We start from the raw sequence: 13,837 nt of genomic DNA on the forward strand, positions 1-13,837 counted from the left end.
CCGCTGCCCGCCGTTACCGTGCCCTCATGGCCAGCCCGGGTGTCGCCCGGGTGGCCCTGCCGTCCCTGATCGGCCGCCTGCCCTACGGCATGGCGACCCTCGTGTTCATCCTCGCCGTCCAGCACGGCACCGGCTCGTACGCCGTGGCCGGCATCGCCACCGGCGCGCACTCGGCGATCACCGCGTTCACCTCGCCCTGGCTGGGGCGGCTGTGCGACCGCGGGCACGCCGTCGCGGTGCTGCGGGTCACCGGCGTGCTCTACGCGCTGCTGCTCACCGGCATGGTCGCCGCGCTGTGGACGCACCAGCCGGTGGCCCTGATCATCGGCCTCGCCGCGCTGGCCGGGGCCGCGAACCCGCCCGTCGGCGCGGTCACCCGCGTCGTGCTGCCCGGTCTCGCCCCGGGGCACGTGCAGACGGCGTACGCCTTCGACGCCATCACGGTCGAGCTGACCTACGTGCTCGGCCCGGTGCTGATCGCCCTGGTCACCGCGGTCAGCAACCCGTACGTCGCGGTGGTCGTCACCGCCCTGCTGGCCACCGTCGGCTCGCTCGGCCTGGCCGCGGCGCCCGGGCTGACCGCCCGCTACCGCGAGGTGCGCACCGCCGCGCTCGCCACCGCGGCCACCAGCTCGGACGGGAGCGCCGCCGCTCGTGACCGCGCGCTGCGCGCCAACCGGCTGATGCGGCTGAGCCTCGTCGTCGTGCTGGTCGTCGGCGCGCTCGAAGCCGCCGCGTACGGCGTGATGGAGGTGGCGATCCCGAAGTACGCCGCCGACCTGGGCGCGCCGCAGGCCGCGGGCGCGGTGGTGGCCGCCTGGAGTGCGGGCTCCATCGTCGGCGGCGTCTGGTTCTCCGGCATGAACCCGAAACTCGGCCAGGCGAAACTGTTCGCGCTGCTGCTGTGCCTGAACACGATCGGCTTCGGCGCGATGCTGCTCGCCTTCGGCCTGCCCAGCCTGGCGCTGATCCTGTTCCTCGGCGGCATGGTCATCTCACCGACCACCGCGGTCGAGTGCGCGCTGGTCACCCGGATCGCCCCGGCCGGGCGCAGCACCGAGGCCTTCACCTGGGTCGGCACCGGCATCTACGTCGGCTTCGCGGCCGGCTCGTCGCTGTCCGGCCTGGTCATCAACCAGGGCACCAGCCTGACTGTCGTCATCCTGATCGCCACCGCGATGGTCGCCACCGGCGCCCTGCTGGCCACCACGGCCAGCCGCCGCATCGCCGCGGACGCCGCCGCCAACCCCGACCCCACCACCCTCCCCACCCCCGCCCCCGCCGCCCACTGACCCCTCCCCCACCTGCCGCAACTCTTGAAGAGTCGCGGCTTCAGGCCTCTCGTGAGGCCGCAGGTTTTTAAGAGTTGCGGCAGGAAGGGCGGCCGCGAGGCGGGCGGGTGGGCTGGTCGGCGAGTTGGTGGATGGCGGGGCATGGACGGGCGTGCGTTAGGGTTCAGCGGTGGCTCGACGAACTGCCGAAGTGCGCCTGGACGCGCTGCTGCGCACCGCAGTGGACGTGATCGTCGAGCGCGGCTTCGCCAACACCCGCACCGCCGACGTCGCCAAGGCGGCCGGGGTCAGCCAGGCGCTCGTCTTCTACCACTTCACCAGCAAGGACGCGCTGCTCGCACAGGCCTTCGCGTACGCCGCCGAGCAGGACATGGCCCGGCTGCACGCGGTGATCGACTCCAACGCGTCGTCCGTCGAGAAGCTCAAGAAGCTGGTGAAACTGCTCGCCCCGACCGGGCGGTCCAAGTCCTGGATGATGTGGATCGACGGCTGGTCGGAGGCGCTGCGCACCCCTGAGCTGGAGAAGGTGTCGCGCCGCATGGACCTGCGCTGGAAGGAGGGCCTCACCGAGGTCATCGCCAACGGGGTCGCCGACGGCTCGTTCACCTGCGACGACCCGGCCGGCGCGGCCTGGCGCATCAACGCCATCATCGACGGCCTCGCCGTCCAGCTCACCGTCCACGAAAAGGCCATCTCCCGCAAGCAAGCCTTCGAATGGATGCGCATGGCCGCCGCCCGCGAGGTCGGCCTCGACCCCGCCGCCCTCGCCTGACCCGCCGCGCGGCTCAGTCGCTGATGACGACGCGGAGGGCGCCGGTGCGGGTGTCGCCTGCTTCGATGGTGCGGGTGTGCTCGTAGGCCCAGGCCGCGCAGACCCCCGGATACCCGGTCGGTCCCTCGGTGGTGCGCACGAACCAGCGGTCACCGTCGCCCAGACCCGAGAACCGCAGGGTGTACGCCGCGCCGCCGGACTCGCCCCGCCACACCAGCTCGGGCTCCGCACTCCCGTTGACCTGCTCCTCGCCGGTCAGCTCCCCCGCGGTCAGCGCCAGGTTCGCCCCCGGCGCCACCCGCCAGAAACACCCGCCGTAGCCGGCCCCGCCCGGCCGCCCGTTCGTGGCCGGGCTGCCCAGCGTCACGGTCTCGTCGGCGGTCAGCGCCCAGCCCAGGTCCAGCGCCCAGGACCGCTCGTCGAGCGCGGCGGCCCGCATCGTGCGCCGTTCCGACAGCAGCACCTTGCCGTCCGCGCCGCGCCAGGCCAGCCGCTGGGTGAACCCGTCCGGCCGCACCTCGTCGAAGCCCTCACCGGTGATCGACCCGTGGTCGTCGAGCCAGGTGTACCCCTGGTCGCGCACGTACGTACGCCCGCCCCAGAGGTTGTTGCGGTTGACGTCCTGCATGGCCAGCGACAGGCCCAGGTGCCACCGGTGGTCGGCGGGCAGCGTGTCGGTGACCACGGTCCCGGCGAGCGTCCGGATCGGATGCAGGTGGGGCCGCGGCCCGAGCGTCGCCTCGATCCCCAGGCCCGAGCTGTACTCCGCGACCACCCGTCCCGCCACCGTGAACTCCACGCGGACCCGCCACCTCTCCCAGTCGGAAAGCGCTTACCGCGATGAGGTTAGCGGGTTCCGGTGACGCCCGCCAGGGTGGCCACCGTGAGCGGGCCCAGGGTCGGCAGGTGATAGCCGCCCTCATGCACGGCGACGACGGGCAGGCCCAGCTCGCGTACCAGCTCACCGGTGCGGCCGTAGCCGTCCTCGCTCACCCGCAGCGGGCTTTCCGGATCGTCCTCGGCCGCGTCCACGCCCAGGGACAGCACCACCGCGTCGGCCCGGTCGCCGATGAACTCGACCAGCTCGCGTACCCCGGCCAGCCAGCCCTCGTCGCCGGTGCCCGGGGCCAGCGGCACGTTGCGGTTCGCGCCCTCGCCCGCGCCGGTGCCGGTCTCGTCGGCGAAGCCCGCGTAGTGCGGGAACCAGCCCTCGCCCGGGTCCACGTGCACGGAGGTGTAGAGCACGTCGGCGCGGTCGTAGAAGATCGACTGGGTGCCGTTGCCGTGGTGGGCGTCCACATCGACCACGGCGACCCGGCCCACGCCCGCCCGCTGCAGCGCGAGCACCGCGACCGCGGCGTTGTTGAGGTAGCACGAGCCGCCGAAGCCGCCGCGGGTGGCGTGGTGGCCCGGCGGGCGGCAGATGGCGTACGCCGCCCGCTCCCCTGCGGCGACCAGGTCGGCCGCGGTCGCCGCGGCGTGCGCGGCAGCCCGTGCCGCGGGCCAGGTGCCCGGCCCGACCAGGGTCATCGTGTCGTAGCAGAACTGCCCCGCCCGCGCGTGCGTGGCCGTGGGCCGGCGCACCGGCAGCCCCTCCAGCATCGCCGGGGTCGGGAAGACGTACGGCACCACCCGGTTCTGGTACTCCAGGTAGCCGCCGTCGACCCACTGGCCGTAGACGCCTTCGAGGTGCGCCAGCAGTTCCGGGGTGTGCGCCTGGGCGAGCAGCTCGTCGCCCAGCGGTCGCGCCTCGACCAGCCGCGCCCCGGCCCGCACCAGCGCCGAGCGCAGCACCGTGGCCCGCTCCGGCAGTTCCGTGCCGGGAGTGCGTACCCCGATCCAGATCTCCGCGTCGGGCACGTGCCGCAGCACGTCGTCGCTCCACACCACGGGCAGGTCCAGCTTCGCCATCCCGGCATGATGCCAGCGCAGGCGGCCCGCGACGGGGATCGTTACTGAGTCGAGACTCAGTTAGGCTGCGCCCATGCCTCGTGTTGACGACCTCGGCATCACCATCGGTGAGCTGCCCAGCGGCCCCAGCCGCTCCATCCTCGACGTGCCCGGCGTGGGCGTCGGCCACACCACCGTGTGGCGCGACGAGGAGCCGCCGCCGGCCGGGCGGGGCGTCGCCCGCACCGGGGTGACGGTGCTCGATCCGGGTGGCAACGCGTTCCGGGAGCCGATCCCGGCGGGCGGCGCGGTCCTCAACGGGGCGGGCGAATGCACCGGCTTCATGTCCGCGCAGGAGTGGGGGCTGGTCGAAACGCCGATCTTCCTGACCTCCTCGATGCAGCTCGGCCGGGTGTACGACGCGGCCTGCGAGCTGCTCATGGAGTCCGAGCCGGGCATCGGCGACGACGACGTGGTCATCCCGGTGGTGGCCGAATGCGACGACAGCTTCCTGTCCGAGTCCCGCCGCATGCAGGTCACCCGCGATGACGTGGCCGCCGCGCTGGACGCCGCGCGGGCGAGCGCCGCCTCGGCCGCCGCCGACCGCGCGGCCGGACTGCCCACCGCCGCGCCCGCCGAAGGCGCGGTCGGTTCGGGCACCGGTATGAGCTGCCTGGGCTTCAAGGGCGGCATCGGCACCGCGTCTCGGGTGCTGCCGTCGGGTCACACCCTGGGTGTGCTCGTGATGACGAACTTCGGCGAGCGGGGCCGCCTGACGGTGGCCGGTGTCCCGGTCGGACGGCTGCTGCCGCCCGCGCCCGCGCCGACCGCCCCGCCGGCGGGCTCCTGCATCGTCATCGTGATCACCGACGCGCCGATCGATCCGGCGGGCTGCCGGCGGCTGGCCCGCCGCGCCGGGCTCGGCCTGGCCCGCACCGGCTCCACCGCGCACCACGCCAGCGGCGAGATCTTCCTGGCCCTGGCCACCGGCCTGCGCGCCCCGCGCGGCACGGCCTCGACCGTCATCCCGCTGCAGGGCCGCCAGCTCGACCCGTTCTTCGCCGCCGTGGTCGAGGCGACGGAGGAGAGCGTGCTGAACAGCCTGCTCAACGCCCCGACCGTGGTCGGCCGCAGCGGCAACTCTTCGGAAGGCCTCCCGGTCGACCGCGTCGCCGCACTCCTCGCCCGCCACTCATGACCGACCTTGCGCCCGGCCGGCGCGGCCGGCGGTCACGCGGCAGCCGTGCGCCGTTCCGCCTGCGGCGATGATCCGTTTTTGTGGACGCTGGATGCTGCTATAGCGACACCCAGCGTCCACGAAAACGGATCATCGACCGTGGACCCGACCGTTGACCGTGAGTAAAGCGCCCCGGTAGGGTGAGCGACCGCGATGGAAAACGTTTTCCATCGCGTTACCATCGGGCTACCCACCCGCACTCGCCCATCGGAGACGACATGTCCGCACGACACGAACACCCCTGGTGGCGTGACGCCGTCATCTACCAGGTGTACCCGCGCAGCTTCGCCGACGGGAACGGCGACGGCCTCGGCGACCTCACCGGCCTGCGCGAGCGCCTGCCGTACCTGCGCGACCTCGGCGTCGACGCGCTCTGGCTGAGCCCCTGGTACGTCTCCCCGATGGCCGACGCCGGCTACGACGTGGCCGACTACCGCGACATCGACCCGATCTTCGGCACCCTGGCCGAGGCCGAGCTGTTCATCACCGAGGCCCACCAGCACCACCTGCGGGTCATCGTCGACGTGGTGCCCAACCACTGCTCCGACCGGCATCCGGCGTTCCAGGCGGCGCTCGCGGCCGGACCCGGCTCGCCCGAGCGCGAGCTGTTCTGGTTCCGCCCCGGTCGCGGCGAGCACGGCGAGCTGCCGCCCACCGACTGGGGTTCGCACTTCGGCGGCCCGGCCTGGACCCGGGTCCCCGACGGCGAGTGGTACCTGCACATGTTCGCCCCCGAACAGCCCGACTGGAACTGGGACAACCCGGCCGTGCCCGAGGACTTCCAGACCACGCTGCGCTTCTGGCTCGACCGGGGCGTCGACGGGTTCCGCATCGACGTCGCCGACCACCTGGTCAAGGACCCGGCCCTGCCCGACGTGGCGACGCTGCGCCCGGAGGTCATCCGGCCCTGGCGCGACCAGGAGGGCGTGCACGAGATCTACCGCGAATGGCGCAAGATCGCTGACTCGTACCCGCAGCGCGGGGTGTTCGTCGGCGAGCTGTGGGACGACGACCCCGACCGGTTCACCCGCTACCTGCGCCCCGACGAGCTGCACACCGGCTTCAACTTCCCGTTCCTGTCCTGCCCCTGGGACGCGGCCGCGTTCCGCGACGTCATCGACACGACGCTGACCACCCACGCCATGGTCGGCGCTCCCGCGACCTGGGTGCTGTCCAACCACGACGTGGTACGCCACGCCACCCGCTACGGCCGGGAGCACACCGCGCACTCGTTCGACGACGCCAAGCACGTCGAGCCCAGCGACCCGGCGCTCGGCACCCGGCGTGCCCGTGCCGCCACGCTGCTCACGCTGGCCCTGCCGGGCTCGGCCTACGTGTACCAGGGCGAGGAGCTCGGGTTGCCGGAGGTCGAGGACATCCCCGACGAGCTGCTGCAGGACCCGCGCTGGCTGCGTTCCGGGTTCACCGACCGGGGCCGCGACGGGTGCCGAGTGCCGCTGCCCTGGTCGGGCGACGCCAAGCCGTACGGCTTCAGCCCGGACGGCGCCCCCGCCGAACCGTGGCTGCCGCAACCGGCGAGCTGGGCTCGGCTGTCCGCCGCGGCGCAGACCGGGGACCGGCGCTCGATGCTGGAGCTGTACCGCCGAGCCCTGCACCTGCGCCGCACCGAGCCGGACCTCGGCGACGGCCCGATGCAGTGGCTGCCCGCCCCGGACGGCGTGCTGCACTTCCAGCGCGGCGACGGTTTCGCCTGCCTGGTCAACCTGAGCGGCACCCCCGCCGAGCTGCCGCCCTACGAGTACCTGCTGCTCACCAGCGACCCGCTGGAGGACCTGAAGGTCGCCCCGAACGGCGCCGTCTGGATGCGCGTCGCCTGATCCTGCCCGGACGTCCCTGACCACCTGCCCGCCCACCCGCGGCGGGCAGGTCAACGACCATGCCCTGAACACCCTGGAGCCACCGCATGAGCGCACACATCCTGGTCGTCGGCATCGACGGGGTCCGGCTGGACACCGCCCGCGCGGCGCACACCCCCCACCTGGACGCGATCGAGCGCGAAGGGTGGCTGGCCGAGTTCGAGCTGAGCACCGACGCGCCCACCCTGTCCGGGCCGACCTGGGCGTCGGTCGCGACCGGGCTGTGGCCGCGGGTGCACGGCATCTACGGCAACGTCTTCACGGGCCACCGCCTCGACGCCTTCCCCGACGTGTTCACCACGGCCAAACGCCGCGGCTTCACCACGTTCGTCGGGGCGAGCTGGGCCCCGCTGGTCACCACGGCGTACGGCGGCCCGATGTTCGCCTCGCCCAGCCTGCTCACCTTCGCCGACGGGCACACGCTCGGCCACGACGCGGCCGACCAGCACGTCGCCGACGCCGCCGCGCGGGCACTGGGCCAGGGCACGTTCCACGCCTCGTTCGTCTACCTGGGCGAGCCCGACGAGGTGGCGCACGAGCTGGGCACCGGAGCGGAGTACACGGCGGCGATCGAGCGCGCCGACCGCCGCCTCGGCCAGGTCCTCGGCGCCGTCCGGGCCCGCCCCCGGCACACCGACGAGAGCTGGACGGTCCTCGTCGTCACCGACCACGGGCACCGTGCCGAGGGCGGCCACGGCGGCCGTAGCCGCTGGGAGCGTTCCGCCTGGCTGGCCGCCTGCGGCGCGGGCGTCGGCACCGCCCCGCCCACCGACGTCAGCCACGTATCGGTCGCCCCGACCGTGCTGGCGGTGCTCGGCCAGCCCCTGATCGGCGAGAGCCACCTCGCCGGGACCTCGCTCGTCCCCGAGCGGCCGACCATCCCGCCGACCGCGGGCCGGGAACCGGTCGCCGGGCACGGACCCGCCGCCGGGGCCGCGCCGGACGCCGAGGCTGCGGCCGCCTTCGAGTCCGCCTCGGTGGCCTGATATGTCACTCACCGCGTTCGCCCTGGTGGCCGCGTCGGTGCTGTGCCACGCGACGTGGAACCTGCTGTCCAAGCGGGCCGCCGTCGCGGGCACGGTCTTCGTCGCGGTGTGGTCAGTGGTCGCCGCGCTGATCTGGGCCCCGTTCGGCATCTGGGCGCTGGTCACCGGGTGGGACACGCTCGGCTGGGGCAGCCTGGTGCTGCTCGGCGGCGCGGCGCTGCTGCACACCGGGTACTACCTGCTGCTGCAGCGCGGCTACGCGGTCGGTGACCTGTCCGTGGTGTATCCCGTCGCCCGGGGCCTGGGTCCGGTGCTGATCTGCGCCGTCGCGGTGCCGTTCTTCGACGAGGACCCCGGCCTGCTCGGCTGGGCGGGCACGCTCGCGCTGTCGGTCAGCGTCGCCCTGATCGGCAAGCCCTCCCCCGACGCCCTCAAACGCCGGGCCCCGATCCTGTACGCGCTGGCGACGGGCGTCTTCATCGCCGCGTACACCCTGTGGGACCGCAACGCGGTCGCGGTCGCCGCGCTCTCGCCGATCCTGGTCAACTGGGGCGGCGACACGGGCCGGGCACTGCTGCTGGCCCCGTGGCTGATCCGGCACCGGGCGAAGGTCGGGCAGGTGTGGCGCGAGCACCGGCGCGAGGTGTTCGGCACCGCGGTCTGCTCGCCGGGGGCGTACATGCTGGCGCTGACCGCGATGACGATGGCCCCGGTGACCGTGGTCGCGCCGCTGCGCGAGGTCAGCGTGCTGCTGGTGGTGTTCCTCGGGGCGCGGTTCCTGGGTGAGCGCGACATGTGGCGGCGGCTGCTCGCCGCCCTCGGCGTCGTCGTCGGCGCGATCGGCGTCACCCTGGGCCGCGGCTGACCACCCCGCCGCCGGGCGTCGACCGGGCCTGACGTGCCGCTCGTCACGGACCGACACAGCCCGGATGACGGGACGGCGCGCCTGGTAGATCAACGTTCTGAGTAACCTGTGCTTATGAGAATCGGCATTGTCGGAGCCACGGGCCAGGTCGGCGGCGTCATGCGCCGGGTGCTCGCTGAGCGCAAGTTCCCCGTCGACGAGCTGCGGCTGTTCGCCTCGTCCCGGTCCGCGGGGCGCACCCTGCCCTGGGGCGACGGCGAGGTCACCGTCGAGGACGCGGCCACCGCCGACTACGCGGGGCTCGACATCGTGCTGTTCTCGGCCGGCAAGACGACCTCGCTGGCGCTCGCGCCGAAGGTCGCCGCCGCGGGCGCGGTCGTCATCGACAACTCGTCCGGCTGGCGGCTGGACCCGGACGTGCCGCTGGTCGTCGCCGAGGTCAACCCGCAGGCCGCCAAGGTACGCCCCAAGGGCATCATCGCGAACCCGAACTGCACCACCATGGCCGCGATGCCGGTGCTGCGCCCGCTGCACGACGAGGCCACGCTGACCGGGCTGATCGCCAGCACCTACCAGGCCGTCTCCGGCACCGGCCTGACCGGCGTCGAGGAGCTGCACGAGCAGGCCACCGCCGTGGTCGCCGAGGCCCGCGCGCTCGCCCACGACGGCCGGGGCGTCGCCTACCCGGAGCCGAAGGTGTACGCGCACCCGATCGCGTTCAACGTGCTCCCGCTCGCGGGCTCGATCGTCGCCGACGGCTCCGACGAGACCGACGAGGAGCAGAAGCTCCGCAACGAGACCCGCAAGATCCTCGACATCCCGGGGCTGCCGGTCTCCGGCACCTGCGTCCGGGTGCCGGTCTTCACCGGGCACTCGCTGCAGCTCAACGCCCGCTTCGCCAACCCGATCAGCCCCGAGCGCGCCCGCGAGCTGCTCGCGCACGCCCCCGGCGTGATCCTGGCGGACGTGCCCACCCCGCTGCAGGCCGCCGGCCAGGACCCGACCTACGTCGGCCGCATCCGCCGCGACGAGACGGCCCCGCACGGACTGGCCCTCTTCTGCTCCAGCGACAACCTCCGCAAGGGCGCCGCCCTCAACGCGATCCAGATCGCCGAACTCCTCCTCACCGACTTCTGAAGCAAAGGAAGGGCACCTTCACAACGCTCCGCGTTGAAGAAGGTGCCCTTCTTAACGCGCACCCCCCGACGGCGCAGGTCGTGTGGATGCTGTGAAGACCTCGTGGGGCAAAGGGCCGCACGGCCGCCGGGTTGGTGCAATGAACAGGTGACCCCCAATCCCTACCGGGCTCCCGCGCTCGCCGTCCCGCCGCCGGCCACCCCGCCGCTCGCCGCCCCACCGCTCGCCGCCCCGGCCTTCCCGAACCGTGCCGACGCCTTCGAGCCGCCGGCCGCCGGGCGCGGCCCGCGCCGCGTACAGCGGGTGCGCTCCGGCATCGGCACCGCGCTGGCCGGACACGGCCTGGCCGTGACGCTGCCGCTGCTCCCGGCGATCCTGACCGACGACCCGGGCCCGGTCTTCGCCGTCGGCGGCGTCGCCGCCCAGCTGCTGCTCGCCGCCTTCATCGTCGCCCTCGGCATCACCCGGACCGTACGCCGCGACGGAGCCAACGGCGTCGGACTCGTCATCGGCTGGATGGCCGGCGCCCCGTTCGCCGCGACCGCCGGAATCGTCATCGTGGCGTCGCTCGCCAGCTGACCGGCCTGAACCGGTGCTGCTGTGCCCGCTCGCCACCGGCCCTCAGGAGCGCTCGCGCGCGCGCATCAGTGCCTGATCGATGTGGACGTCGGTCAGGCCGCCGACGGGGTCGACGTGGATCAGCCGGGTCGGCGCGCTCCGGCTCACGGCCCACTCGTGGGCGGCCGCGCTGTGCAGGTCGTCGAACCACACCACGGGCCGGTCGGCGACCCAGGGCGCGATCCCGATCAGCTTGTCCTGCCCGCTGCCGGGCGGCCCCGCGCACGGGATCACCGGCAGCCGCGGCAGCCCCAGCAGCGGCGCGAGCAGCCGGTTCGCCTCGTCCTCCCAGTACGTGGCCCAGACCAGGGTGTACCGCGCGGCCAGCCGCAGCAGCATCGGCCCGTGCTCGGGCCGGACCCGGACCAGCTCCCCGGGGAACAGCTCGTGCTCGGTGTACCCGGCCGGGCAGGCGGCCGAGCCGTGCGGGTTGAGCACCCCGTCGACGTCGATCAGCGCGAGCGCCTCCGGGCTCACAGCGCCCGGCTCATCACCACGCGCGGCCCCAGCGCGTCCAGGCCCAGCTCGACCTCGTGCAGGCGCAGCTCCCGCATCTGCGGGCCGGGTTCGGCGACCGGGCGGAAGCCGCGGCGGGCGTAGAACGGGCCGTTCCACGGGATCTCGGCGTAGGTGGTCAGGGTCAGCTCGCGATGGCCTGCGGCCTGCGCCCACGCGCACGCCGCCGCCAGCAGAGCAGTGCCGACGCCTTGCCCGGCCTGGTCGGGATGCACGGACAACTGCTCCAGGTAGGCCGTCCCGTCGACCAGCCCGAGCCGGGCGAAGCCCACCGGCGGATCGCCCACGACCAGCACGCAGTCCGCGTCGGCATAGGAGGCGGCCGGGGCGGCCGGCGGCAGCGGCCCGAATCCGATCGGCTCGAAGACGCGATCAGCCGCCCCCTCCAGCGCCTCCAGCAACGGCCAGTCGTCCTCGCTCGCGGACCGCACCCGATACCCGTCCACTTGCCCCTCCGACATCGCCGAAAGGCCGACGATAAGGCAGCCGCCGCGCTCGCGTCGTGCGATTTCGGAGCGGTGCCGGATCTGGATGGTCAGGGGGTGTGGAGGCCGGTGGGGGAGCCGGCGGCGGCGCCGGCGATGCCGTCGCCGACGTGGCCCGACAGCAGGCAGGCGGCGGCGTGCGGGCCGTGCAGCGGCAGCACCGGCAGCGGCTCGCCGACGCAGCGGTCGGCGATGCCCGCCCGCTGGGCGAGGCCGCCGGCCAGTGCCGGGCAGCGCGGGTGGAAACGGCAGCCGGCCGGGATCCGCGACGGGTCCGGCGACTCGCCCGACAAGATCACGGGGGTACGCCCCGAAGCCTCCGGCAGCACCGACAGCAGCGCCGCCGTGTACGGGTGCTTCGGCGCGGCCAGCACCTGCTCGGTCCGCCCGACCTCCACGATGCGCCCGAGGTACATCACCGCCAGCCGGTCCGCGATGTTCCAGGCCAGGCCGAGGTCGTGCGTGACGACCAGCACCGACAGGCCCAGCTCGTCCCGCAGCGACAGCAGCAGCGCGAGGATCTCGCCGCGCACCGACGCGTCCAGGGACGCCACCGGCTCGTCCGCGATGATCAGCTCGGGTTCCAGCACCAGCGCGCCCGCGATGACGACGCGCTGGCGCTGCCCGCCGGACAGCTCGTGCGGATACCGCCCGAAGAAACGCTCCGCGGGCCGCAGCCCGGCCTGCGACAGCGCCCTGGCGACCAGCGCGCGCTCGTCACCGGGCACCTGGTGGATGCGCAGCCCTTCAGCGACGGCCTCGTACACGGTGCGGCGCGGGTTGAGCGCACCCGTCGGATCCTGCAGCACCAGCTGCACCCTGCGCCGCAGCGCCTTGAGCCCTTTGCCGCGGTAGTCCAGCGGCCTGCCGTGGTGCAGCACCTCACCCCGGTACGGCCGCTGCAGGCCGAGCAGGGTCCGGGCCAGCGTAGTCTTGCCGCTGCCCGACTCCCCGGCCAGCGCGACGATCTGTCCCTTGTCGACAGACAGCTCCACCCCGTCCACCGCCCGCACGGGCGGGATGCCCCTGCCCCGGCCACCGAACCCGACGTGCAGGTTCCGCGCCTCCAGCACCGGATGCACCGAGATCTCGCTCATGCCCGCTCCTCGCTACGCTCGTCACCCTGCGCTCGGCTCTGTCGCGACAGACGGTCGCTCATGCCGCCACCCCCACGTGTACGCAGGCCGCGCTGCGGTCGGCGTCCACTGGGCGCAGTGCGATGTCGTGCTGTACGCATTCGGGCAGCGCGACCGGGCACCGAGGTGCGAAGGCGCAGCCCTCGCCCAGCTCGCGCGGGTCCGGCGGGTCGCCGGGCAGACCTCGGGGCGCCCGGCGCGAGGCCATGTCCCCGATCACCGGGAACGCCGCGGCCAGCGCCTGGGCGTACGGGTGGGCGGCGTCGGCGAACAGCCGGTGCCCCGGTCCCTGCTCGACGACCCGGCCCGCGTACATCACGGCGACGCGGTCGCAGGTCGACGCGAGCACCGACAGGTCATGGCTGATCAGGATCAGGCCGACGCCCCGCTCCTGGACCAGCTGCTTGAGCAGGGTCAGCACCTGGGCCTGCACCATCACGTCGAGTGCGGTGGTCGGCTCGTCCGCGATGATCAGCTGGGGTGAGCAGGCCAGCGCCATGGCGATCATGACGCGCTGCTTCTGCCCGCCGGACAGCTCGTGCGGGTACGACTCACCCCGCCACGCGGGCACGCCCACCTGCTCCAGCAGCTCGCCGACCTGCTTGCGCGCGGTGGCCGCGGACGACTTCGGGGCGTGCAGCAGGATCGCCTCGGCGATCTGCCGGCCGATGGCGCGCACCGGGTTGAGCGCGTGCATCGCGCCCTGGAACACGATCGACGCCTCGTTCCAGCGCACCGCGCGCAGCTGGCCCCAGCTCATCTTCAGCACGTCGCTGCCGTTGAGCAGGATCTCCCCGGACACCTCGGCGGTGCCCGGCAGCAGCCGCAGCAGCGCGCTCGCCAGCGTCGACTTGCCGCAGCCGGACTCCCCGGCCAGCCCCAGCGTCTGCCCCGCGCCGAGCGTGAGATCCACGCCGCGCACCGCGGGCAGCGGCACGCCACGGTCGCGATACGACACCCGCAGATCCCTGATCTCCAGCAGGCTCGCCGGGCCGCCACCGGCCCGCGCCTGCGGAACCCGCACCA

General features: G+C 73.7%; 14 protein-coding genes. 8 read left to right on the top strand and 6 right to left on the bottom strand.

All coding sequences use genetic code 11. The features are described from left to right. Positions 1-26 precede the first annotated feature (26 nt). A complete protein-coding gene (locus Cco03nite_RS05515) occupies positions 27-1,292 on the top strand; it encodes an MFS transporter (protein WP_203689073.1) in 1,266 nt (421 codons plus the stop codon). A 169-nt stretch (positions 1,293-1,461) separates the two neighbouring features. Next, the gene (locus tag Cco03nite_RS05520) at positions 1,462-2,064 is read left to right on the top strand and encodes a TetR/AcrR family transcriptional regulator (RefSeq protein WP_203689075.1); all 603 of its coding nucleotides are present in this window, start codon (positions 1,462-1,464) and stop codon (positions 2,062-2,064) included. Positions 2,065-2,077: 13 nt separating this feature from the next. Here Cco03nite_RS05520 and Cco03nite_RS05525 read toward each other — a convergent pair whose 3' ends face one another. Further along, a complete protein-coding gene (locus tag Cco03nite_RS05525; RefSeq protein ID WP_203689077.1) occupies positions 2,078-2,863 on the bottom strand; it encodes a DUF6807 domain-containing protein in 786 nt (261 codons plus the stop codon). A 47-nt stretch (positions 2,864-2,910) separates the two neighbouring features. Next, complete coding sequence (locus Cco03nite_RS05530; RefSeq protein ID WP_203689078.1) at positions 2,911-3,975, bottom strand: histone deacetylase family protein; 1,065 nt, start codon at positions 3,973-3,975, stop codon at positions 2,911-2,913. Between the two features lie 73 nt (positions 3,976-4,048). Here Cco03nite_RS05530 and Cco03nite_RS05535 point away from each other — a divergent pair, with 73 nt between their 5' ends. From Cco03nite_RS05535 to Cco03nite_RS05560, 6 genes are all read left to right on the top strand, one after another. After that, entirely contained in the window at positions 4,049-5,152 is a 1,104-nt protein-coding gene (locus Cco03nite_RS05535; protein ID WP_203689080.1) for a P1 family peptidase, read from the top strand. Positions 5,153-5,409: 257 nt separating this feature from the next. Further along, entirely contained in the window at positions 5,410-7,029 is a 1,620-nt protein-coding gene (locus Cco03nite_RS05540) for a glycoside hydrolase family 13 protein (protein WP_203689082.1), read from the top strand. Between the two features lie 86 nt (positions 7,030-7,115). Then, positions 7,116-8,054 (top strand): alkaline phosphatase family protein, encoded by a 939-nt coding sequence (locus Cco03nite_RS05545; RefSeq protein WP_203689090.1) that lies wholly within the window; start codon positions 7,116-7,118, stop codon positions 8,052-8,054. 1 nt (position 8,055) lies between these two features. After that, entirely contained in the window at positions 8,056-8,919 is an 864-nt protein-coding gene (locus Cco03nite_RS05550) for an EamA family transporter (protein WP_203689093.1), read from the top strand. A gap of 114 nt (positions 8,920-9,033) precedes the next feature. Further along, positions 9,034-10,056 carry an aspartate-semialdehyde dehydrogenase gene (locus tag Cco03nite_RS05555; RefSeq protein ID WP_203689100.1) on the top strand — a complete coding sequence of 341 codons (1,023 nt, stop codon included), beginning with the start codon at positions 9,034-9,036 and terminating at the stop codon, positions 10,054-10,056. Between the two features lie 147 nt (positions 10,057-10,203). Then, entirely contained in the window at positions 10,204-10,635 is a 432-nt protein-coding gene (locus Cco03nite_RS05560; protein WP_203689102.1) for a hypothetical protein, read from the top strand. A 42-nt stretch (positions 10,636-10,677) separates the two neighbouring features. On the opposite strand, the gene Cco03nite_RS05565 is transcribed toward Cco03nite_RS05560, so the two are convergent. The 4 genes from Cco03nite_RS05565 to Cco03nite_RS05580 form a co-directional block, all read right to left on the bottom strand. Next, on the bottom strand, positions 10,678-11,151 hold the full coding sequence (locus tag Cco03nite_RS05565; protein ID WP_203689105.1) for an HAD domain-containing protein: 474 nt from the start codon (positions 11,149-11,151) through the stop codon (positions 10,678-10,680). Beyond that, a complete protein-coding gene (locus Cco03nite_RS05570; RefSeq protein ID WP_203689107.1) occupies positions 11,148-11,651 on the bottom strand; it encodes a GNAT family N-acetyltransferase in 504 nt (167 codons plus the stop codon). Before Cco03nite_RS05570 ends, Cco03nite_RS05565 begins: the two co-directional genes overlap by 4 nt. 74 nt (positions 11,652-11,725) lie before the next feature. Further along, positions 11,726-12,772: an ABC transporter ATP-binding protein gene (locus Cco03nite_RS05575; protein WP_203689109.1), complete on the bottom strand. Its 1,047-nt coding sequence runs from the start codon at positions 12,770-12,772 to the stop codon at positions 11,726-11,728. Positions 12,773-12,830: 58 nt separating this feature from the next. After that, a partial coding sequence (locus Cco03nite_RS05580; RefSeq protein WP_308440652.1) for an ABC transporter ATP-binding protein occupies positions 12,831-13,837 on the bottom strand: 1,007 nt, incomplete at its 5' end.

The sequence above is a fragment of the Catellatospora coxensis genome (genome assembly GCF_016862635.1).
Classification (GTDB): domain Bacteria; phylum Actinomycetota; class Actinomycetes; order Mycobacteriales; family Micromonosporaceae; genus Catellatospora; species Catellatospora coxensis.